This window comes from Leucobacter sp. USCH14 (genome assembly GCF_037619215.1).
Taxonomy (GTDB): Bacteria; Actinomycetota; Actinomycetes; order Actinomycetales; family Microbacteriaceae; genus Leucobacter.
Genome location: NZ_JAQPZP010000003.1, coordinates 18,534 through 40,698 on the forward strand (window position 1 = coordinate 18,534; position 22,165 = coordinate 40,698).

General features: G+C 68.8%; 16 protein-coding genes. 10 read left to right on the forward strand and 6 right to left on the reverse strand.

All coding sequences use genetic code 11. The annotated features are described in order from the left end of the window. Positions 1–26 precede the first annotated feature (26 nt). The 5 genes from PQI23_RS04250 (at position 27) to PQI23_RS04270 (ending at position 5,781) form a co-directional block, all read left to right on the forward strand. Complete coding sequence (locus tag PQI23_RS04250) at positions 27–986, forward strand: ABC transporter permease (protein ID WP_339971866.1); 960 nt, start codon at positions 27–29, stop codon at positions 984–986. Further along, a complete protein-coding gene (locus PQI23_RS04255) occupies positions 983–1,846 on the forward strand; it encodes an ABC transporter permease (RefSeq protein WP_339971868.1) in 864 nt (287 codons plus the stop codon). The genes PQI23_RS04250 and PQI23_RS04255 overlap by 4 nt, the downstream gene beginning before the upstream one ends. Next, positions 1,843–3,558: an ABC transporter ATP-binding protein gene (nikE, locus tag PQI23_RS04260; protein ID WP_339971870.1), complete on the forward strand. Its 1,716-nt coding sequence runs from the start codon at positions 1,843–1,845 to the stop codon at positions 3,556–3,558. The genes PQI23_RS04255 and nikE overlap by 4 nt, the downstream gene beginning before the upstream one ends. Further along, positions 3,555–4,037, forward strand: coding sequence for a DUF3237 domain-containing protein (locus PQI23_RS04265; RefSeq protein WP_339971872.1), 483 nt, complete (start codon positions 3,555–3,557; stop codon positions 4,035–4,037). The genes nikE and PQI23_RS04265 overlap by 4 nt, the downstream gene beginning before the upstream one ends. Before the next feature lie 67 nt (positions 4,038–4,104). Beyond that, positions 4,105–5,781, forward strand: coding sequence for an amidohydrolase (locus tag PQI23_RS04270; protein WP_339971874.1), 1,677 nt, complete (start codon positions 4,105–4,107; stop codon positions 5,779–5,781). A 114-nt stretch (positions 5,782–5,895) separates the two neighbouring features. Here PQI23_RS04270 and PQI23_RS04275 read toward each other — a convergent pair whose 3' ends face one another. Both PQI23_RS04275 and PQI23_RS04280 read right to left on the reverse strand, forming a co-directional pair. Next, positions 5,896–7,734 carry a thiamine pyrophosphate-binding protein gene (locus tag PQI23_RS04275; protein WP_339971876.1) on the reverse strand — a complete coding sequence of 613 codons (1,839 nt, stop codon included), beginning with the start codon at positions 7,732–7,734 and terminating at the stop codon, positions 5,896–5,898. A gap of 212 nt (positions 7,735–7,946) precedes the next feature. Further along, a complete protein-coding gene (locus PQI23_RS04280) occupies positions 7,947–8,687 on the reverse strand; it encodes an IclR family transcriptional regulator (RefSeq protein ID WP_339971878.1) in 741 nt (246 codons plus the stop codon). 144 nt (positions 8,688–8,831) lie between these two features. Here PQI23_RS04280 and PQI23_RS04285 point away from each other — a divergent pair, with 144 nt between their 5' ends. Next, the gene (locus PQI23_RS04285; protein WP_339971880.1) at positions 8,832–10,739 is read left to right on the forward strand and encodes an FAD-dependent monooxygenase; all 1,908 of its coding nucleotides are present in this window, start codon (positions 8,832–8,834) and stop codon (positions 10,737–10,739) included. On the opposite strand, the gene PQI23_RS04290 is transcribed toward PQI23_RS04285, so the two are convergent. Together PQI23_RS04290 and PQI23_RS04295 are read right to left on the reverse strand one after the other, a co-directional pair. Continuing rightward, positions 10,730–12,184, reverse strand: a complete 1,455-nt coding sequence (locus PQI23_RS04290) for an APC family permease (RefSeq protein WP_339971882.1) — start codon at positions 12,182–12,184, stop codon at positions 10,730–10,732. The genes PQI23_RS04285 and PQI23_RS04290 overlap by 10 nt on opposite strands. 181 nt (positions 12,185–12,365) lie before the next feature. Beyond that, positions 12,366–13,724 (reverse strand): NAD-dependent succinate-semialdehyde dehydrogenase, encoded by a 1,359-nt coding sequence (locus tag PQI23_RS04295; protein ID WP_339971884.1) that lies wholly within the window; start codon positions 13,722–13,724, stop codon positions 12,366–12,368. A gap of 265 nt (positions 13,725–13,989) precedes the next feature. Here PQI23_RS04295 and PQI23_RS04300 point away from each other — a divergent pair, with 265 nt between their 5' ends. The 3 genes from PQI23_RS04300 to PQI23_RS04310 all read left to right on the forward strand — a co-directional run bounded on the left by PQI23_RS04300 (position 13,990) and on the right by PQI23_RS04310 (position 17,336). Continuing rightward, positions 13,990–15,510, forward strand: a complete 1,521-nt coding sequence (locus PQI23_RS04300) for an APC family permease (RefSeq protein ID WP_339971886.1) — start codon at positions 13,990–13,992, stop codon at positions 15,508–15,510. 81 nt (positions 15,511–15,591) lie between these two features. Next, entirely contained in the window at positions 15,592–16,020 is a 429-nt protein-coding gene (locus PQI23_RS04305) for a hypothetical protein (protein ID WP_339971888.1), read from the forward strand. Continuing rightward, complete coding sequence (locus PQI23_RS04310) at positions 15,972–17,336, forward strand: flavin monoamine oxidase family protein (protein WP_339971890.1); 1,365 nt, start codon at positions 15,972–15,974, stop codon at positions 17,334–17,336. Before PQI23_RS04305 ends, PQI23_RS04310 begins: the two co-directional genes overlap by 49 nt. Positions 17,337–17,384: 48 nt before the next feature. Here the strand turns inward: PQI23_RS04310 and PQI23_RS04315 are convergent, their stop codons facing one another. Together PQI23_RS04315 and PQI23_RS04320 are read right to left on the reverse strand one after the other, a co-directional pair. Then, positions 17,385–18,608: an MFS transporter gene (locus PQI23_RS04315; RefSeq protein WP_339971892.1), complete on the reverse strand. Its 1,224-nt coding sequence runs from the start codon at positions 18,606–18,608 to the stop codon at positions 17,385–17,387. 216 nt (positions 18,609–18,824) lie between these two features. Continuing rightward, positions 18,825–20,441 carry a DEAD/DEAH box helicase gene (locus PQI23_RS04320; RefSeq protein WP_339971894.1) on the reverse strand — a complete coding sequence of 539 codons (1,617 nt, stop codon included), beginning with the start codon at positions 20,439–20,441 and terminating at the stop codon, positions 18,825–18,827. Positions 20,442–20,782: 341 nt separating this feature from the next. Here PQI23_RS04320 and PQI23_RS04325 point away from each other — a divergent pair, with 341 nt between their 5' ends. Further along, a complete protein-coding gene (locus PQI23_RS04325) occupies positions 20,783–22,084 on the forward strand; it encodes an ATP-binding protein (RefSeq protein WP_339971896.1) in 1,302 nt (433 codons plus the stop codon). The last annotated feature ends 81 nt before the right edge of the window (positions 22,085–22,165 follow it).

A 22,165-nucleotide genomic window follows, 5' to 3' on the forward strand; every position in this document is an offset into this window, starting at 1 on the left:
CGGCGGAGCAGCGCGGAAGGAACGTCGTGAATTCTCTGCTCATACGCACCCTCGTGGGGCGACTCGGCGGCCTGCTGCTGACGCTCTTCCTCGCGAGCGTCGTCATCTACGCCGCGCTGCTCCTGACGCCGGGGGATCCGATCGCCGCGCTCGCGGGAGGCGCGAAGCCCACGCCCGAGCTCATCGCCCAGATCCGGGCCGAGTACCACCTCGACGACCCGATCTGGTCGCGCTACCTGCAGTGGCTCGGTGGCGTGTTCTCGGGCGACTTCGGCCGATCCTTCGTCTATAAGACCGACGTGATGAATCTGGTCGCACCGCGGTTCGGCGTGACGCTGCAGCTGGTCCTGCTCACGGTCGTCCTGATTATCGTCGTGGGAGTCGGCTCGGGCATCCTCGCGGCGACGCGCGGCCCGCGCGTCGATCGCACGGTCGGTCTGCTCACGGCGCTCGGGATGGCGCTCCCGACCTTCGTCGTCGCGATCCTGCTCATCTGGATCTTCGCGAAGTCCCTCGGCTGGTTCCCCGTCTACGGCGAGGGATCAGCGGGATGGGATCGGCTGTGGCATCTGACGCTCCCCGCGATCTCGCTGGCAGTCCTGTTCATCGCGTACATCAGTCGGGTCACCCGCAGCTCCCTCGTCGCGCAGATCCACTCCGAGCACGTGGAGACCGCGCGCGTGCGCGGCATCCCTCGCGGGCGCATCTTCCGCGTCCACGTGTTCCGCAACGCGGCGCCCCAGATCCTCGCGATCTCGGGCACCACGGTCGCGGGGCTGTTCGCGGCCGCCGCGATCGCCGAGCAGGCGTTCGGGCTGGGAGGCATCGGCTCCCTGCTCACGGAGGCCGCGGCCCGAAAGGACCTGCCCGTCGTGCAGCTCGTCTCCCTGCTGCTCGTCACGATCTTCGTGGTGCTCAACGCCGTCGCCGACATCGTGAGCGCCATCATCGACCCCGACAGCATCGATGCCGGGAGGGCAGCATGAGCGTCGCACAACTCGCCGGGGGCAGATCCCCGCAGACCATTACGCAGGCGGCGCGCAAGGACTGGCTCTTCCGCAGCGCCGTCGCCGTCTTCGGAATCGTGCTGATCGCAGCGCTCGTGGGCCCGTGGATCGCGCCCTACGACCCCTCGGAGCTCTACACCGGGGATGTCAACGGCATCGGATCGCTCGCGCATCCGTTCGGCACCGACGACGTGGGTCGCGATATCCTGTCGCGAGTGCTCGCCGGAGCCCGCACGAGCGTCATCGCGCCCATCGCGGTCGTGGTGCTCTCGACCGTGCTCGGCTCGGCACTCGCGATCGTCGCCGCATGGTTCGGCGGGGTGATCCGCGGCGCCATCGCGCGGATCGTCGACGTGATCTTCGCGATCCCCGGGCTCGTGCTCGCCGTGCTCGCCGTCGCGATGTTCGGCAAGGGCGTGCTCGCGCCGGTGATCGCGCTGTCGATCGCATACGTGCCGGTCGTCGCGCGGCTGACGCAGACCGCAGCGTCCCGCGAGCTCGGCAAGCCGTACATCGCCGCGCTGCGCGTGCAGGGTGTCTCGGGCGCCGCCATCTGCTTCCGCCATCTCGTTCCGGCTCTCATCCCGGTGATCGCCGCCCAGGTCGCGGTCGGCTTCGGCTACGCGATGCTCGACCTCGCCGCGATCTCGTTCCTCGGACTCGGCGAGCAGCCGCCCGCCGCGGATTGGGGATCCATGATCGCCGGCGGCCAGGCGGGCATTCTCGCCGGGGCGCCCGAGCAGGCGCTCTACCCGGCGCTCTTCGTCGTCGTCACGGTGCTCTCCGTCAGTGTCATCGGAGCGCGCATCACCACCTGGGCAGAGGAGAAGGAACGATGAACGCCCCCGTACTCGAACTCGACGCGCTCTCCATCTCGACCACCGACCGCACCCTCGTGCACGATTGCACGCTGTCGGTCGAAGCCGGGGAGGCGGTAGGGCTCGTCGGCGAATCCGGATCGGGCAAGACGCTCTCGGTGCGAGCCATTGCGGGTCTGCTTCCCGCGCACTTCACCACCACGGGCACCGTGCGGCTCCTGGGTCGCGACACCGCCGCGCTCCCTCCGGTGGAGCTGCGCGATCTGCGTGCCCGTCGGGTCGGAATGGTCTTCCAGACGCCTCGCGCGCACCTCAATCCGCTCCGCACCATCGGCGACTTCCTCACGGAAGCGCAGATCACCGTCGACGGTGTGCGTCCGGATGCGGCGAGGCGCCGCGCACGCGAACTGCTCGACGAGGTCGGCATTCCCGATGCCGCCCGTCGCCTGGGGCAGTTCCCCGCCGAGCTCTCCGGCGGCCTGCTGCAGCGCGTGATGATCGCAGCGACGCTGGCGATGGAACCCGAGATCCTGCTCGCCGACGAGATCACGACCGCTCTCGACGTCACGACGCAGGAGGAGGTCATGGCCCTGATCGGGGATCTGCGTCGCGAGCGCAACCTGTCGCTCCTGTTCATCACGCACGACCTGGCGCTCGCCGGAGCCGTGTGCGATCGGGTCGCGGTGATGCAGCAGGGCCGGATCGTCGAGACGCTCGCGGCCGACACGATGCGACGCGATGCCCGGGAGGAGTACACGCGGGTCCTCATGTCGGCCGCACTCGGCGACGCAGATGCGACGCGTACCGAGCCGCGTGAGGGTGCGGAGCGGGCGGCCCCGATCCTCTCGGTCGCGGGCCTGCGCAAGACCTTCCGAGTGCGCAGCGCATCGGGCCGCGGCCGCGAGGAGTTCGTCGCGGTCGACGACGTCGCCTTCGATCTCGCGCCGGGAGGGTGCCTCGGCATCGTCGGAGAATCGGGATCGGGGAAATCCACGTCTGCGCGCATCATCTGCGGGCTGGAGCGCGCCGACGCCGGCTCGGTCACGGTTCGCGGAGAGGACTGGAGCCGACCGGCGCGGGGAAGCGGCGCACGGCGCGCTCGCGCGAAGACCGTGCAGATGGTCTTCCAGGACCCCTACCAATCGCTCGACCGGCGGCAGACGGTTCGGCAGTGCCTCGCCGAGGCGATCCGCGTGCACCAGAAGCGGGCGTCGCAGTCGGAGATCGACATGAGGATCGGCGAGCTCGTCGGCCAGGCCAGCCTCGACCCGGCCCTGCTCGACGTCAGACCCCGGGCGCTGTCGGGAGGGCAGCGGCAGCGAGTCGCCATCGCGCGGGCGCTCGCCGCCGATCCCGAGATTCTCGTGCTCGACGAAGCGGTCTCCGCGCTCGATGTCACCACTCAGGTCGAGATCCTCACCCTGCTCGATCGCATCCGCAGGGAGTCCGGTGTCGCGCTGCTGATGATCACCCACGATCTCACCGTGATCCGGAGACTCTGCGACACCGTCGTGGTGATGCGCTCCGGGCGGGTCGAGGAGGCCGGCCCGACCGGGGAGCTGCTCGATGCTCCGCGCGCCGAATACACTCGGGTGCTGCTCGATTCCATCCCGCGAGAGGGGTGGCGACCGCGCCGCCGTAGGCTCGGTCGTACCTCGGCGATTCCCACCATCACGGGCCCGCTCCCGGCGGCGCCGACCGACCCGACCCGCATTCCGAAGGACCACCTATGACCTCACCGCTCATCGCACCCGACTTCGAGTACTGCTTCGAACTGCGCGTCGCCGTCGACGACGCCGTCCCGATCGGAGGCTCGACCCCCGAAGAGGGCTTGCACTTCGCGCCGATCACCGGCGGAACGTTCGACGGGCCGAAACTGCGCGGAAGGATCCTCCCCGGCGGCGGCGACTGGTGGAACGGGCGCGGGCTCACCGTGCGCCTCGATGCCCGATACCTCATCGAGGCCGAGCTCGACAGCGGTGGAACCGCCGCCGTCGACGTCGTCAATCGAGGGTACTGGCGCACCGACGCCGCCGGCCTCGCGCGGCTCGAAGCGGGCGAGGCGCTCGACGAGCGGGCGCTGTACTACCGCACCGCCTTCGTGTTCCAGACCGAGCACCCCGAACTCGAATGGCTGACGGCGTCGCAGTTCGTCGGCTATGCACGACCCGAGCCCGGGCACGTGGTGATCCGCGTGTTCCGGTTGATCTAGACGATATGCGCTATTCCGCGCGGTGCGCCGCGGTGCATCGCAAAGCGCCCGAGAGAGACGAGATGATATGACCGACTTCGCCGACGTGTGCCTCGTATCGGGGCGCGTCTTCGACGGAAGAGTGCGCACCGATCACACCGCCGTCGCGGTGCGCGGCGAGCGCATCGTCGCGGTCGGCGACGATGCGAGCGTGCTCGCGCTGCGGGGGCCGGGCACGCGCGTCGTCGACGCGCGCGGCGGGCTCATCACCCCCGGGTTCGTCGACGCGCACGTGCACGCCGCCTTCGCCGGTGTGGAACGCCTGAGCTGCGACCTCTCGGGCGCAGGCACCCCGGAGGAGACGTTCGCGCTCATACGCGAGGCGGCCGCCGCGGGCGGCGCAGGCGGGGCCGATCCCGACTCCTGGATCACCGGGGGCGGGTGGAGCCACGAGCTGTTCCCGAACCCGACGCGCGATCAGCTCGACGCGATCGTCGTCGACCGCCCGATCGCGCTCTCCGACGCGGGGCATCACACGCTCTGGGTCAATTCGCGCGCGCTCGAGCTCGCTGGCGTCACTCGCGAGACGCCGCAGCCGCCCAACGGTCGCATCGTGGTCGACGCCGAAGGCGAGCCCACCGGATACCTGAACGAGACCGCTGCCGAGCTCGTGGGTCGCGTCATTCCTCCGGCCACGGACGATGAGATCGCCGCAGGGTTGCTCGATGCGCAGCAGCACCTGTGGTCGCTCGGCATCACGGGCTGGCACGAGGCCATACTCGGCGAGTACAACGGGAAGGCCGATTGCACTGCGGCGTATCGCCGTGCGATCGCGGACGGAAGGCTGCCGAGCCGAGTATCCGGCGCCCTGTGGATCGCGCCGGGCCTCGAGGAGGCCGACGTGCCGGCACTGGTCGACCGTTTCGTGCGCCTGCGCTCCGAGAACGCCGCAGCGGGTTTCGCGACCTCGACGGCGAAGGCGATGATCGACGGGGTGCCGCACGGCGGTACCGCTGCGCTGCTCGAGCCGTACTGCTCGCACGGCGACGGCAGCGGTGCCGATGCCGGTGTCGGAGAGCTGCACTTCAGCGAGGCCGCGGTGCAGGCGTTCGTGCAGCAGCTCGACGCGGCAGGCTTCGCACTCCATCTGCACATCATGGGAGATCGCGGCATCCGCGTCGCACTTGACGCGGTCGAGGCCGCGCGCATCGCGAACGGACCCGGCCCGCGGCATCACGTCGCGCATCTCTCGATGATCCACCCCGACGATGCGATCCGTTTCGGGCCGCTCGGGCTCACCGCCAACATGCAGGCCCTCTGGGCTGCGCCCGATCCGCACGTCGTGCCGATGATCGGCGAGGAGCGGATGCGGAGCGGCTACCCGTTCCGCACGCTCGCCGATGGCGGGGCCGATCTCGCCATGGGCTCGGACTGGCCGGTGTCACCGCCGGACCCGTGGCTGGCCATGCACGTCGCGGTCAACCGTTCGCTGCCGGCGCCGCCGGATGCTGATGTTCCGAACGGCGAAGACCCTGACGTGCTCGACGCGTCCCAAGCCTTAACCCTCGCCGAGAGCGTCGCGGCCTACACCAGCGGATCCTCGTCGCTGGTGCTCGATGCTGCGGGCCGTATCCGGGTGGGCGAGCGCGCCGACATCGCCGTGGCGTCGCGCGACCCGTTCACGGGCCCCGCCGAGGCGATTCTGGCGACGCGAACGGCGGTGACGCTGGTCGGGGGAGAGGTCGTCTTCCCGCTCGAGCCCTGACCCCGCGCTGCATTCTGCAAGGAATCCGCGTTCCGCAAGCCGCCGCGCCTCCAGGGCGGCTTGCAGAACGCGGATCCCTTGCTGAGCGCGGATCCCGCGCGGGCCGCGCCCGGCCTACTCCGAATCGACGGTCTCGGCGGGCACGTCGAGGCCGTTCACGCGCTGAATCTCGCGCTGGTACTCAGCGACGACGCTGCGCGAGACGCGGCAATCGAGCAGGATCGTGCCGTAGGCGCCCGCCTCCGCCCAGGAGCGCAGCGCATCGAGGTCGTCGAGTGCTCGCACCCGCACGCCGGTCGCCCCGAGCGCGGAGGCGACACCCGCGAAATCCACATCGGGGATCAGCATCGGCTGCTGATCGAGACCCATCTCTCCGTAGAGGTGCACCTCTGCGCCGTAGGCGCCGTCGTTCCATACGACGATGATGCAGCTCGACGCGGTGCGAATCGCAGTCTCGAGGTCGGCGAGTGCCATGAGCCCGCCACCGTCTCCGGTGCTGAGCACGGTCGTCGTCCCCGGAACGGCCGCCGCGACACCGGCGACCGTCGAGAAGCCGAGTCCGATGGTCTGGTACGCGGTGCCCACCATGATCATGCGCTCGGGGGAGTCCACCGGCCAGTACATGTTCGCCCAGCCGAGGAAGTGCCCGCCGTCGGTCGTGACGTGGCGTTCTGCGGGGAGCAACTCGCCGATGCGCGCGGCCACGGCCCGAGGATCGAGCCTGCCGTCCTCGCACAGACCGCCTGCGGCGCCGGTGCTCCGCCTCCGCAGCGACCCGCCCGGTTCGAGCCCGTCGAGCGAGGCGCGCCACGTTTCTCCGCCGCTCCCGGGATCGCGGCGCTGCGCCGTGATCCCCGCGATCAGCAGCTGCAGCACGCCGCGCGCATCGCCCTGCAGGAGCTGGTGCGTGATGGGACGATTCGTCTTCGGCGCGGCGACCTGTTCCGCGTCGACGCGAATCACCGTCGCGCCCGCCCCGAAGAGATCGCCGAATCGCATGGTGAACTGATTGAGGCTCGCTCCGACGACCAGCACCACGTCCGCCGTCTCGATGACGCCCATCGCGCGGTGCTGGCCGAAGCCGCCGGTGACGCCGAGATCGAAGTCGTGGTCGGGGAAGATTCCGCGGCCGAGCGCTGTCGTCGCGGTGGGTGCACCGAGCACCGATGCGACCTGGCCGAGCTCGGGTGCTGCGCCCGACACGTGCGCTCCGCGCCCCGCGATGATGAGCGGGCGTTCCGCTTCGAGCAGAGCGTCGACGGCGAGCTCGATCTGGTGGTGCGCGGGCCGGGGGTGCGGCGACGCGGGGGAGGACGAGTCGGCGGACGCGGGCTTCTCGCTCGGCGAGGCCGTTTCGGCGCCCGATACGGAAGCGGAGAGGGCGGCGAGTACAGCGGGGTCGGCGAGATCGATTCCCTGCGCCTCGGAGGCGGGTGCGGCCGCGCCCGAAGCCTGAGCATCGGCGACCTCCGCAGTGACGAGATCGTAGGGGATCGCCAGCACGACGGGGCGCCGAACGCGATGCGCGTACGCCGCCGCGCGTTCGACCGTTCGCGAGATGTTCGTCACCGAGAGCGTGTGCGTGCGGATTCCGAGCGCTGCGGCGAGCATCTCCTGGTCGACGTCCCACGGGCGAGGGCCGGTGCTCGGCGCGTCGCCGACGACGACGAGCATGGGCGTGCGGGCCTGCGCAGCCTCGGCGAGGGCGGTGAGCGTGTTCGTGAAGCCGGCGCCGTACGTGGTGGTGGCGATCGCCAATCTGCCGCTCACCCGCGTATACGCGTCCGCGGCGGCGACGGTTCCGGCTTCGTGGCGCACCGCCACGTATCTGAGCCCGAGGTCGGTGAGCTGCTCGATCAGGTGGGCGTTTCCATTGCCCATCAGGCCGAACGTTACGCGGGAGTGCGGAGCGAGTGCGGTCGCCAGAGCGCGCACGAGAGTCGTGTCAGACATCACAGGTCCTTTGAATGGGTACTCGAAATACAGGGAACCGTGTATGTCTCGCCGGGCGGCGTCGCCCCGGCAGCAGCGCCCCTTTTTCGAGCGCCTTCCCCGGCAGGGCCGGAACGCACCCGACCGAGCTGGACCTCATCATTTTAGTGAGAACGGCGCGGGTGCGAAAGCGCGTGCGCCGCCAGCGCGCGGTCTCTCGCGATCGGGCGGGTCTAGCGGTAGCTCTGCGAGATGCGCTCCGCGGCCTCCTGCAGCGCATCGACGACCTCGCCGATCGTCTCCGGAACCTTGAAGTGCACGACCGCGATCGCCGCGGGAGGCTCGCCCGCGATGCGCAGAGGCACCGCGATGCCGGTGACGTCGTCGATGACCTCGGCGCGGCTCAGCGCGTAGCCCTTGCGCCGTGCTTCGCTCCCCGCTCGGCTCATCTCGGGATCGCCGAGATAGGCCTTCCGTTCCGCGCGGGTGAGCGACGACTCGATGGCGTGGCCGGGAGCGCCGCGGTGCAGCGGATGGCGCACACCCGGGTTCCGGGCGATGGTCGCGGCGACGTTCGACGGCTCGGCGGTCACCAGCGTGACCACTTCATCGGCGTCGAGCACGGTGACGAACGTGGTCATGCCGAGTTCGTACGCAAGCTCGGTGATGACCGGCATGGCTGCGGTGTGCAGCGCGGGAGCGACACCGCGGGCGAGCACGGTGAGCTTCGGTCCGAGCCGGATCAGGCCCGCCTCGTCTCGCGCGACGAAGCGGTGCTGCTCGAGTGTGCGAAGGATCCGGTAGGCGTTGGAGCGGTGCACCTCGAGTCCGGCTGCAAGATCTGCGATCGACATCGGCGACTCGGCCTCTGCGAGGAGCTCGAGCGCGCGAAGGCCGCGCGACAGAGTTTGGGATCCGGCAGCAGAGCCGGCGGGGCCACCAGCCGTGCTGCGGGCTTCGCTCGCGGGAGTCATGGCTCCTATTCTGTCGGATCCGCAGCCTCGACCGTGTTGCGCGGAGTCGACCGGCGACATATTCTTTCTGTGCAGTATTCAAACTTCGTGTTCATTTATTGAACATTGAACCGCGGCGCGGCTCGCGGGCAGTGAGGAGAAACAGTGCAGTTCCATCACCACGGGTATGTCGCGACCGATCCGCGCATCCTTCCTGCCGCGGGCGTCGGCCTCGACCGTCCGAGCGACCTTCCCGAGCAGATCGACGTGCTCATCGTCGGCTCCGGCCCGGCGGGGATCGTCGCGGCAGCTCAGCTCGCCCAGTTCCCGAACGTCGTGACGCGGGTGGTCGAACGCCGCGAGGGGCGTCTCGTGCTCGGCCAGGCCGACGGCATTCAGGCGCGCAGCGTCGAGACGTTCCAGGCGTTCGGGTTCGCACGGCAGATCACCGAAGAGGCCTATCAGATCACCGAGACCGACTTCTGGAGCCCCGACCCCGAGAACCCGGCGAACATCGTGCGCAGCTCGATCACCCCCGATGATCCGAAGGGCATCAGCGAGTTCCCCCACCTGATCGTGAACCAGGCTCGCGTCATCGACTACTTCGCGGAGTATGCCAGGCGCGCACCCGCCCGCGGGGATATCGACTACGGCTACGAGTTCGTCGACCTCGAAGTGACGGGTGAGGGGGAGTACCCGGTGACGGTGACGCTCCGGAGGATCTCGGGTTTCACGGGTGCCGGAATCAATGCCGCCAAAGAGGGAGACGACGAGGGCGAGACCGTGGTCGTTCGCGCGAAGTACGTCGTGGGGGCCGACGGTGCGCGGTCCACCGTGCGGCGGTCGATCGGCGGCTCCCTCGCGGGGTCGTCGTCCCTGCACGCGTGGGGCGTCATGGACGTGCTCGCCGTCACCGACTTCCCCGATTTCCGCAAGAAGTGCATCATCCACTCGGCGGCCGGCAGCATTCTGCACATTCCGCGCGAGGGCAACCATCTCGCACGCATCTACGTCGATCTCGGCGAGACCGACGAGAACGATGCGGGCCAGGTGCGGTCCACCTCGCTCGAAGAGATCATCGCTCGCGCGAACGCGATCCTGCACCCGTACACGCTCGATGTGCGCGATGTGCCGTGGCACAGCGTGTACGAGGTCGCGCATCGGCTCACGGATCGCTTCGACGATGCGGCGACCTCGCCCGATGGCAAGGGGCGCGTCTTCTTGATGGGAGACGCCTGCCACACTCACAGCGCCAAGGCGGGGCAGGGCATGAACGTCTCGATGCAGGACGGGTGGAACCTCGGGTGGAAGCTCGGGTACGTGCTCGAGGGCCGCAGCCCGGAGTCGCTGCTCCGCACCTACTCCGACGAGCGCTGGGTGACGTCGAAGAACCTGATCGACTTCGATCTCCAGTGGTCGACCTTGATGGCGAAGAAACCCGAGGAGTTCGACTCTCCCGACGAGGTCGCGGAGTTCTACGTGCAGACCGCCGAATTCCCCGCAGGCTTCATGACGCAGTACGCCGATTCGATTCTCGTCGGCACCGATGCGCATCAGGAACTCGCGAGCGGCTTCACCATCGGCAAGCGCTTCAAGTCGGTGCTGACGACGCGCGTCGCCGATGCCGTCGACGTGCATCTCGGGCACCACCACCGGGCCGACGGGCGCTTTCGCATCTACGCATTCGCCGACGCCGATGGCGCGCGTCTCGACGAGTGGGCGCAGTGGATGCTCGACGCCGACGAGTCCCCGCTCGCCCGCTTCACGCCCTCGGGGGCGGACATCGATGCGGTATTCGACGTGAAGGCCGTATTCCAGCAGCACCACCACGACGTCGACATCTCGAAGGTGTCCCGCCTGTTCCTCCCGGCTTCGGGCCCGTTCGGCCTGACGGACTACGAGAAGATCTACGCGGCGCACCCCGCCGACGACATCTTCGAGGCGCGCGGGATCAGCCGCCAGGGCGCCCTGGTGGTCGTGCGGCCCGACCAGTACGTCTCGGTGGTCCTGCCGCTGACGGCCCGAGGCGAGCTGACCGAGTTCCTGAGCCGAACCTTCCTGCCTCAGCCTTGACGCGCTCGCCTGCGCTTCCGATTCACTGCGGTCGCCGCCCAGGTGACGAGCCACAACGCGATTCCGATGGCGAGGAGGAGCCCGGCGATCTCGTACTGGATCCAGTCCTCGACGCTCCGCGCCCAGGGGCCCACGAGGAAGAGCGAGAGCACCGCCCCGAGAATCGGGATCACGGTGGGCGCTCGGAACCCGCCCTCCACCGCGGGTTCGCGTCGCAGCACGAGCAGGGCGACGTTGACGACCGCGAAGACGCACAGCAGAAGCAGACCGGTGGTGCCCCCGAGCGCGCCGACGATGCCGTTGTCGGAGTTGAGGTTCACGTAGACGACGAGGCCGACGGCGAGCAGCGTGCTGAAGACGATCGCGACCCAGGGCGAGCGGCGCTTCGGCAGCACCCTGCTCAGCACCTTCGGAAGCACCTCCTGCTTCGCCATCCCGTACAGCAGGCGACTCGCCATGAGCATGTTGATCAGGGCCGTGTTGACTACAGCGAAGACGGTGAGGAAGGGGAAGATCGCGTCGACGGGGATGCCCGGGGCCCCGATGCGCACGACGTCGAGGAGAATTCCGGCGTCGGGGTTCTTCGGGTTCAGCAGGTCTCCCGGAGGGATCACCATGATGACGGTCACGGCGACGAGCATGTACACGACGGCGCAGATGCCGAGGCCGGTGAGCATGATCCGGGGGAAGTCGCGCTGCGGGTTCTTGCACTCCTCGACGAGGTTCACCGAGTCCTCGAAGCCCACCATGGCGAAGAAGGCGATCGCGGTCGCCATCGTGACCGCGGCGAATGCGCCTCGATCTGCGGGGGTCTCGAAGACGACGAGTCGTGAGACGTCGCCGTTGCCCTGCACGATCGCGATGACGCCGATGAGGATGATCACGGCCATGATCGCGATGGTCACGAGGGTGAGCACGAGGTTGAACTTCACGCTCTCGCCGACGCCGCGCAGATTGATGAGCGCGAGCACGAGGATGATCGCGATGGCGGCGAACATCGTCGCCGTCGCGTCCTGCGGCACACCGTCGATGAACTGCCCCACGCCGATGAGCAGATTCTTGCCGACGAGGGTGGCGGACGTCGCGGCGCTGGTGATGCCGGAGGAGGCTACGGCGAAGGCGATGATGAAGGTCGCGAAGTGCACGCGGAACGCCTTGTGCGCGTAGAGCGCCGCCCCGGCGGCCTGCGGGTACTTGGTGACGAGCTCGAGGTAGGAGAACGCCGTCAGCGTCGCGATGACGAACGCGAGCAGGAAGGGAAGCCATGCGACGCCCCCGACCTGGCCGGCGACGCGACCCGTGATGGCGAAGATGCCGGCTCCGATGATGTCGCCGATGATCAGGAGCAGGAGGAGTTTCGGCCCGATCACCCGTTTGAGGCCCGTGCCGTGATCCCGTGGATCGTCGCCGATCGATGCAACAGCTTCAGTGTTCAACTGCGCCATGATGATTCCCGTCGTGTGCGTCCTTGTCGTGATGACGTGCAGTGTTCACGGGCGCGGGCCGCGGGAACGATGTGCGCCAACTGTACCGCGCAGGCGTTCCCGCGTACGCGCCGACCGGCCCATCACGCACTGAGGCCCCGGGATCCGCAAGGGATCCCGGGGCCTCAGAACGCGTTGCGAGTTACTTCGCGGCGAAGCGGAAGAGCTTCTTGTTCGCGAACTCGAGCATGCCCACCTTGCCGAGCTCACGGCCGTAGCCCGACTTCTTCACGCCGCCGAAGGGCACGTCGGCGCCCTCGAGACCGGCACCGCCGATGAAGACCATGCCCACGTCGAGCTGGTTGCCGACCTGCTCGGCGCGCTCGAGGTCGTCGCAGATGATGACGGAGCCGAGGCCGTAGGGCGACGAGTTCGCGAGGTCGATCGCCTCCTGGTCGCTCGAGACCTTGTAGAGCTGCGCGACGGGCCCGAACAGCTCCTGGCTGTAGACGTCCATCGTCGGCGTGATGTTCGTGAGGATCGACGGGGTGTACAGGTTGCCGTCGGGGGTGTTGTCGCCGACGAGCACCTCGGCGCCCTGGTCGATCGCGCCCTGCACCTGCGAGGTGAGCGTCTTCGTCGCGCCCGCGGAGGAGAGCGGACCGAAGTCGCCGGCCTCGTACGACTGGCCCGCGATGGCCGCCTTGTACTTCTCGGCGAACTCGTCGAACAGCGAGTCGATGACGACGATGCGCTTCGAGCCGTTGCAGGCCTGACCCGTGTTCTCCATGCGGCCGCCCACGGCGTGCTCGACCGCGTGGTCGAGGTCGGCCGTGTCGAGCACCAGGAAGACGTCGGAGCCGCCGAGCTCGAGCACGCACTTCTTCAGCGCGCGACCAGCCTGCTCGGCGACGATCGCGCCGGCCCGCTCGGAGCCGGTCAGCGAGACGCCCTGGATGCGGTCGTCGGCGATGATGCCCTCGATCTGATCATGCGTCGCGAAGACGTTGACGTACGCGCCCTTCGGGAAGCCGGCGTCCAGGAAGAGCTGCTCGAGCGCGAGCGCCGACTCGGGGCACTGCGCGGCGTGCTTCAGGATGACCGTGTTGCCGAGGATGAGGTTCGGCACCGCGAAGCGCGCGACCTGGTAGTACGGGTAGTTCCACGGCATGATGCCCAGGATCACGCCGGTGCCCTGGAAGCGGAAGAAGCTCTTCAGGCCGTCCTCGACCTCGAGCTGCTCGTCGGCGAGCCACTTCTCGGCGTTCGACGCGAATGCGGCGCTGATCGCACCCGAGAACTCGGCCTCGCCGACCGACTGATCCATGGGCTTGCCCATCTCGCGGTTGATGATCGCGCCGAGCTCGTCCTTGCGCTCCTCGAACAGCTCTGCCGCCCGCTGCGCGAGGGCCGCGCGCTCGGCGACGGTGGTCTTGCGCGACCAGTTCTGGTACGTCTCCTGCGCCGACGCGAGCGAGGCTTCGATCTCCTCGGTGGTCGCGTCGGGGTACTCGGCGACTGTCTCGCCCGTAGCCGGATTGATGACGGCGAACGTGCTCATAGGTGACTCACTCCTTAGTGATCGTCGGTGTTGTGCACGCCCAGTCTCCCACACGGGCGGTCGGATGCACTACCGGTCTCCGGGATCGAATCATGCGAATTCGCCGGGTATCGACCGGCCATTTCGGAAGTGGATCGGGGGAGGAGCTGCGGAATCCGTCGTGTCGCTCGAACGTGCCGCGATCCGGATCGCCTGCCCTGCGCCCCGCTCTCCCACCTATAGGATGATCGCTGTCGCACCCCGACCTCATAGAGGAGGATTCGCCTTGGCGAAACACACGCTCAGCAATGCCACCGACACCGGGCACATCCACGTCGGCAAAGGTCTGAACCAGAACGCGCTCGGAGTGGTCGGTTCGACGATCATCGGACTCGCCTCCACCGCGCCGCTCTATTCGCTCGCGGCGACGCTCGGGTACGTCATCCTCGCGGTGGGCGCGCAGGCTCCGCTCGTCTTCGTCGTGGCTTGCATCCCGATGGTGTTCGCGGCGTTCGCGTACCAGGAGCTCAACCGCGAGATGCCGGACTGCGGCACGACGTTCGTGTGGGGAGCGAAGGCGTTCGGCCCCGTCGCCGGCTGGATCGGCGGATGGGCGGTCGCGGTATCCGCGGTCATGGTGCTCGCCAACGTCGGCGAGATCACGGGCCAGTACTTCTGGCTGCTGCTCGGCAACGAGGAGTTCGCCGACAATCGCGCCATCGTCGTCGCGACCTCGGTCGTCTTCATGGCGCTCATGACGTTCATCAGCACCATCGGGGTGCAGATCGGCGAGAAGCTGCAGATGGTGCTCATGACGATCCAGATCGTCGCGATGCTGCTCTTCGGCGTGCTGGCCCTCGTGCACGCGCTCGACGGCAGCAACGCCGACTCCATCGCGTTCGACTGGCAGTGGTTCAACCCGGGCCAGCTCACGTCGTGGTCCGGGTTCATGGAGGCCGTGCTGCTCGCGCTGTTCATCTACTGGGGCTGGGACACCTGCCTCGCCCTCAACGAAGAGACGAAGAATCCGCGCAAGACCCCGGGGCGCGCCGCGCTCTCGACGATCGTCGTGCTCATCGTGCTCTACGTCGGCATCTCCGTGGCCGTGATGATGTTCGCAGGCTTCGGCGACACGGGCTTCGGCCTCACGAACGAGGCGAACCTCGACGACGTGTTCACCGTGCTCGGCGGGGCGCTCTTCGGACCCTGGGGATGGTTCCTGCTGCTCGGCGTCATGCTGTCGGCGGCCTCCTCGACCCAGACGACGATTCTGCCGACCGCGCGCGGCACCCTGTCGATGGCCGTCTACCGGGCGCTCCCCGCGAAGTTCGCCGAGCTGCACCCGCGATTCAAGACGCCCTGGTTCTCCACCACCGTGATGGGCGCCGCGGCGATCGTGTACTACGTCGGCATGTCCATCCTCTCTGAGGACATGCTGGCCGATTCGCTCACCTCGATGGGGCTCGCCGTCGCCCTCTACTACGCGATCACGTCGTTCGCGTGCGCGTGGTACTTCCGCGCCACCCTGCGCGACAGTGCTCGCAACCTGTGGATGCGCGGCATCCTCCCGGTGCTCGGCGGTCTCATGCTGGCCTACGCCTTCGTGCAGTCTTGCATCGACATGATCAGCGTGGATTACAGCTACACCGTCATCTTCGGCATCGGCGGCGCCTTCGTCATCGGCGTGGGAGCGCTCCTGCTCGGATTCGTGCTCATGGGCATCTGGTCGTTGCGCCCCGGTGCGAAGCCGTTCTTCCGCGGGGAGAGCCTGAATCGCGAGACCCCGATTCTCGTCCCGGACGAGTAGGTCGCGATCCGTTACGGCGCGGTCACGGAGCTGCGCTCCTCTCGTGACCGCGCCGTAACGCGCATGCCCTGGAATATGAGCATGGGAGAGCGGCTGCAGTGGAAGAAGGTCGTGTCGATCTGGATCGGCATGTACCCGGTCAACGTCGCCACGTCGTGGGTCATCACGATGCTGCCGTGGTGGGGCGGCGTGTCGTTGCCCGCCCGGTCGGCGATCGTGGTCACCGTCGTCGCGCCGGTCATGTGCCTCGTCATGATGCCGGCGGTCACACGCCTCCTCGCTCCATGGCTCGGGCGCCGTACCGCGCATGCGCGGCACGAGCGCGAGCTCTGCGCGCGGCTCGACTCGCTCGCCGCTGCGCAGGACGACGCCGATCCCGCACGCGCCTGGGGCGGTCTCGGCTACGCTGAAGGAGACCGAGGGGGCGAACCGAGTCTCCAGGCGAGCGTCGGGAGGTCACGATGGAGCGATTCGACACGGTGGTCGTCGGAGCCGGGGTCTCCGGCCTGACGGCTGCGAGATTTCTCGCGGCGAATGGTCGACATGTGGTCGTGCTCGAAGCGCGGAATCGGGTCGGCGGCCGCACGTACAGTGAGCACGCCGACGGCGTCATTACCGATATCGGCGCATCCTGGATCCACGGCATCGATGACAACGCGCTGTACAGCCTGACCCGAGCGTTCGACATGCACGCGATCGAATTCACCGTGGGCAGCTATCAGCCGGACGGGCGGCCGATCGCGAACTACGGGCCCGACGGATCTCGACTCGACGCCGCCGCTTCGGCCCGATTCGTCGCCGACGTGCGCGAGGTCGACGCCGTGCTCGACGCGGTGATCGAGGTCGCGGTCGAGGGGTCCTCGTATGCCGACGCCATCGATCGTGCGCTCGCCGAGTTCGACTGGGAGGACGAGCGCGCGGCCCGAGTGCGGGAGTTCCTGCGGCATCGTGCCGAGGAGCAGTACGGCGCAGCTGCGGAGCGTCTCGATGCGCACGGCCTGGATGACGATCAGGTCGACGGGGACGAAGTGGTCTTCCCGGGCGGTTACGACGCGCTCGCGCGCGGCCTCGCCGAGGAGCTCGACGTGCGGCTCGGGCACGTCGTCAGGCGAGTGGTGTGGTCGGATTCCGGGGCGACGGTGGAGACGGAGCAGGGTGCCTTCGCCGCCGATCACGTCGTGGTGACCGTTCCGGTCGGCGTGCTCAAATCCGGCGATCTCGAGTTCGAACCCGCCCTGCCCGATCCGGTGGCCTCCGCGCTCGCGGGCCTCGAGATGAACGATTTCGAGAAGGTGTTCCTGCGGTTCCCTGAACGGTTCTGGGACGAGGGCGTGTACGCCATCCGGCGTCAGGGGCCCACGGCGCAGTGGTGGCACTCCTGGTACGACCTCACCGAACTGCACGGCGTGCCGACGCTGCTGACGTTCGCCGCAGGCCCGTGCGCTCGAGCGACGCGCGAGTGGAGCGACGAGGAGATCGCCGCATCGGTGCTCGCCGCGCTGCGGGAGATGTACGGTGTCGCAGTCACGGATCCGGAGACCGTGCATGTCTCGCGCTGGCGGGACGACCCCTATTCGCGGGGTTCGTACGCGTTCATGACGGTCGGATCGCGGGCCGAGGATCACGAGGTCCTCGCGACGCCCCTCGGAGGTGGGAAGGGATCCGCCGGCGTGCTTCACCTCGCCGGCGAGGCGACGTGGATGGAGGATCCCGCGACCGTCACCGCGGCGCTCTACTCCGGGCGAAGAGCCGCTGAGCGCATTCTTGCGCGGGCGCTCGACTTCAGCGAGGTGGCTCCCGAAGCGCCGGTGTCGACCGCGTCGTAACTGCGGCGCCTGCGGAGCGAAACCCGCAGCGCAGCGATCGAGCCGCCCCTACGGAAGCGGAATCGTGAGCGTGCCGGTCTCAGGCGGAGGCTCGATGGAGCGGCCCTTGAGGTCCGGCATCCAGCGCAGCGTTGCGAGCGCGATGATCGCGCACACGACGAGGAGCCCGGCCGACACGAGGATCGCGCCGTGCGCACCTCCCAGGTCGATGGCGACGCCCGCGAGGGCGGAACCCGTCGCGACGCCGACGAGTGTGCCCGTGCCGATCCAGCCGTACGCCTCGGCGGTCTCCGAGAAGCGGACGGTGGAGCTCACTATGTTCGAGACCGCGGCGAATGTCGGCGCAGTGCCCAGGCCGCCGATGAAGAGGACGACGCAGAGCCACCAGATGTTCAGGCTGACGAGGCACGCAGCGGTGCCGGCGAGCACGACGAGGATGCGAAGCGCGGGCGACCACGGGCGCATCTCGCGGTGGCCGATGAGGAGACCGCCGACGAGCGAGCCGCCGGCGAAGATCGCGAGGACGATGCCCGATTCGATGCTTCCGTGACCGCCGTTCGGGCCGACGAACGCGGCGACGATGCCCGCTTCGATCGCAGCGAATGATGCGACGAAGAAGAAGCTGATGATGGTGCCGATCACGACCGTGGGGTAGCGCAGCACCGCCCCGAGGCCGCGCTTGGACGGCAGCAGCTTCACCTTGCCGAGCGCGGGGCTCGAGATGAACCACGCACCGCCGAGCAGCATGAACGCGGCGGCGACGCACAGACCGGCGGCGGTGCTGAACTGCGACGTGACGAAGACGGCGACGACCGGGCCGATGACCCAGATGATCTCCTGCGCCGCGGCGTCCAGCGAGAAGAGGGCCTGCAGCTGCTTGCCCGGCACGAGCTTGGGGTACATCGTGCGCACGGCGGGAGTGATCGGGGGAGTCGTCAATCCGACGAGCAGTGCGATCGCGGTGACGATGGGCAGCGGAAGGTGCACGATCGCGATCACGACGAGGAGCACGGAGCAGGCGATCGACGTCACGGTGAGCACGGGGCGCATGCCCCACCTGCCCATCAGTCGACTGCTCAGGGGCCCGGATACCGCCTGACCGACGCTCTGCGATGCGAGTACGATGCCGGCCGAGGTGTAGTCGCCGTATGCCAACTGGATGTGGAGCAGCACGATGATGGACAGCATTCCGAAGGGGAAGCGAGCCATGAGCTGCGACCCCAACACGCGGAAGACGCCGGGGTTGCTCCCCAGATCACGATACAAGCCCATCAGGCGATTATATGCGTGAGATCGGCGATTTTCGAGCGTCTCGCCTACTGATCCGCGCGTCGTTTCCATGAAGAACGAGCGAATCCGAGGTGTCGGCCGTGCGGGGCGCATGTCGCGCCCGGAGCCTGCGCACGTCGCGCGGAGATGCAGCACTGCCGGGCGGAGCATCGAACGACGCCTCCGCCCGGCAGTTTCGCACCCGGGAGTTCGTGCGGGTCAGCGGCTGGTGCTGCTCGTGGAGTAGACCGTGCCGCCCGAGCTCTGCGCGCGCCGGCCCGAGCGACGACGGCCGCCCTCGGCACCCGAGCCGGAACCCTGACGCGACTGGCCCCCCTGGCCCTGGCCGCCCTGCTGCTGACCGACCTGGCCGCCGCGGCGCTGACCGCCGGCGCCGCCCTGATTGCCCGAACTCTGGCTCTGCCCGGAAGCGCGGCGCTGCTGGCCGTCGTGCGACTGCCGCTGCCCGGAGCCCGCCGATCCGGCACCGCGACCGCGCCCACCGCGTGAGCGCTTGCGCTTGGCGTTCGCTCCCGTGCTCGAACCCTCGCCCGGGGGGTTGTGACCCGCCGCACGCTGCTGAGCGACCTGAGCGGCCGCGCGCTTGCGCTCGGTCTCGCGCGGATCGACTCGGGGAGCGACCTCGCCGATGAGCGCGAGCACTTCGGGGTCGATGTTCGCAGCGCTCGGGTTCACCGGGCGCGGCGTGACGCGGATCTTCGCGGCGCGCATGATCTGGCGCATCTCACCGCGCTGCTCGGGCAGCACCAGGGTGACGACGTCGCCCTCGTTGCCCGCTCGCGCGGTGCGGCCGGAGCGGTGCAGGTACGCCTTGTGCTCGACGGGCGGGTCGATGTGCACGACGAGGTCGACGCCGTCGACGTGCACTCCACGTGCCGCGACGTCGGTGGCGACGAGCACGCGCGCCTCGCCGCTGACGAACTCGGCGAGGTTGCGGTCTCGCGCATTCTGCGAGAGGTTGCCCTGCAGCTCGACGGCGGGGATGCCGGCGGCCGTGAGCTGCTTCGCGAGCTTCTTCGCCTGGTGCTTCATGCGCGTGAAGAAGATGCGGCGCGCGGTGCCCGATGCGAGGGCCTCGATGAGTGCGTCCTTCTGCTCCTTCCCGGCGACCTCGAACACGTGGTGCGTGAGCTGCGGCACGGGCGACTCGGCGGAGTCGACCGAGTGCAGGATCGGGTTGTGGAGGTACTTCTTCACGACGTTGTCCACGCCGTTGTCGAGGGTCGCGCTGAAGAGCAGGCGCTGGCCCTGCTTCGGCGTCGCATTCAGAATGCGCGTGACAACGGGCAGGAAGCCCATGTCGGCCATGTGGTCGGCTTCGTCGAGGACGGTGATCTCCACCGATCCGAGATCGACGAGGCGCTGCTTCATCAGGTCGTCGAGGCGGCCGGGCGCAGCCACGACGATGTCGACGCCGCCTTCGAGCGCGACTTCCTGACGGCGCTGGGGCACGCCTCCGAAGATGGTGGTGACCTTGACGCCCATGGGGTCGGCGAGCATCTTCAGCGTCTCGGCGATCTGGGTGACGAGTTCGCGCGTCGGTGCGAGCACGACGGCGCGCGGGCGGCTGGGGCGCCGCTTCTTCGCCGCGTCGTCCGCCAGGTTGGCGACGAGGGGGATGCCGAAGGCGATCGTCTTGCCCGAGCCGGTGCGGCCGCGGCCGAGCACACCGCGCCCGGCGAGCGTGTCGGGGAGCGTGTCGCGCTGGATCGGGAACGGTGCGGACTTGCCGTTCTTGGCGAGCGCGTCCGCAATGGGTGCGGGGACACCGAGGTCCAGGAAGGAGGGCGTCGGGGAGGAGGTCTGTTCGGTCACGGGGACCTTTCATGCACGAGCGCGAGCCGTCGTCGAGCCTCGAGCGTGCGGCTCTGACAGGTGTGACGCGCGGCATCGCGGCTGAATCGGCGAGTGCGCGGTTGCGCATCCGTTCGCCGCGGAGAGTCGGAGGCTCGGCGAGTCGAGGTTTCGACCGCCGCCTGCTGAGCATCAGCGACGCACGAGCCGGCTCGGCCGACTCGCAACCGCAAGCTTAGCGGGTCCGGCTGGGAGCGGTCGGAGGAGTCCCGTTTTCTCACGCGAGAAAAATGCCGTGAACTTTCGCACCTTTTGTGACGTCGAAGCCTCCGCTCACCGCGCCCCTCTGCCAGCATGAGGCCATGGGACGGATCACGATACGCGATTTCCACGACGACGATCTCGACGCGGTGGTGCGTCTGTGGTGGGAAGCGCACTCCTCGTCGGAGCAACCGGTGTACTCGCTCGCCGAGGTCACTGCGTCGTGCCGCGAGGATCACGCGGTGGTGGCGGTCCGCGACGACCACGTGGTGGCCGCGGCGGTCGGCCGCGCCGCGCACGCGCAGGGATGGATCGTCTTCTTCGGCGTCGAGGAGGACGCGCGCAGCGATAACACCTCGGGAGCTCTGCTCGATGCGCTCGAACGGAAGATGGCTCCGCTCGGTCTCGGCACGCTCTCCGTGCTCACTCCAGAGAGCAGCCGCATCGATCTGCTCACCTCGAACGGCTTCCAACTGCAGCACAACCTGCGCTATCTCGAGCGCCAGATGCCCGTGCAGCGGCGCGAGCTCGAGCTGCTCAAGGATCTGGGCGGTCGGATCCTGCCCCGCCATCTCTGGGAGCAGGTCGCGGGCATGCGACACGAGAAGCGGCTGCTCGAGGAGCGTCTCGTCGCACCTTTGGCGAGGCCCGACCTCGCCGACCGGTACGGAGTCGTGCCGCCGCACGCCGTGATGCTGTTCGGGCCTCCCGGTACTGGGAAGACGACCTTCGCGAAGGCCGTCGCCTCGCGCCTCGACTGGCCGTTCATCGAGGTCTTCCCGTCGCGTCTCGGGGATGGCGCGACGAGCATGGCCTCCTCCCTGCGGGCCGTGTTCGAGCAGATCGCGGAGCTGGAGCACGGCGTCGTGTTCATCGACGAGGTGGAGGAGATCGCGTCGCAGCGGAGCGATCCGCCGACGCCGACGCAGGGGGTGACCAACGAGCTGCTCAAAGTCGTGGCGGATTTCCGTGATCGCGAGGGCATGCTGCTCGTCTGCGCGACGAACTTCGTGCGCGCCCTCGACGCCGCGTTCCTGCGGCACGGCCGCTTCGACTACGTGCTGCCGATCGGGCTGCCCGACGCGGAGGCGCGCGAGGCGATCTGGCGCCGGTACGTTCCGGCGAGCGTATCGCCGTCGATCGATTTCGCGCAGCTGGTGCGGGTCAGCGAGGGCCTCACCCCGGCGGATATCGAGTACGCGGCGAGACGCGCGTCGCAGGATGCCCTCGCGCGCGTGCTTCGCGGCGGAGAGGATGCGGCCGCCGCGGCAGCATCTGAGACCTCTCGCACGGACCTCACGACCGACGACTACACGGCGGCGCTCTCCGTCACGCGCGCCACGGTGTCGGCGGAGCAGCAGGACGCGTTTCTCGAGGACATCGCGTCGCTCGCGCGCCTCTAGTCGTCGTTTCGCGGAACGTGCGCGGCCGCCGGCGCGGCTCTGTCGGTGGTACCCGGTAGCGTCGGTGTCGAACGCCGCGCG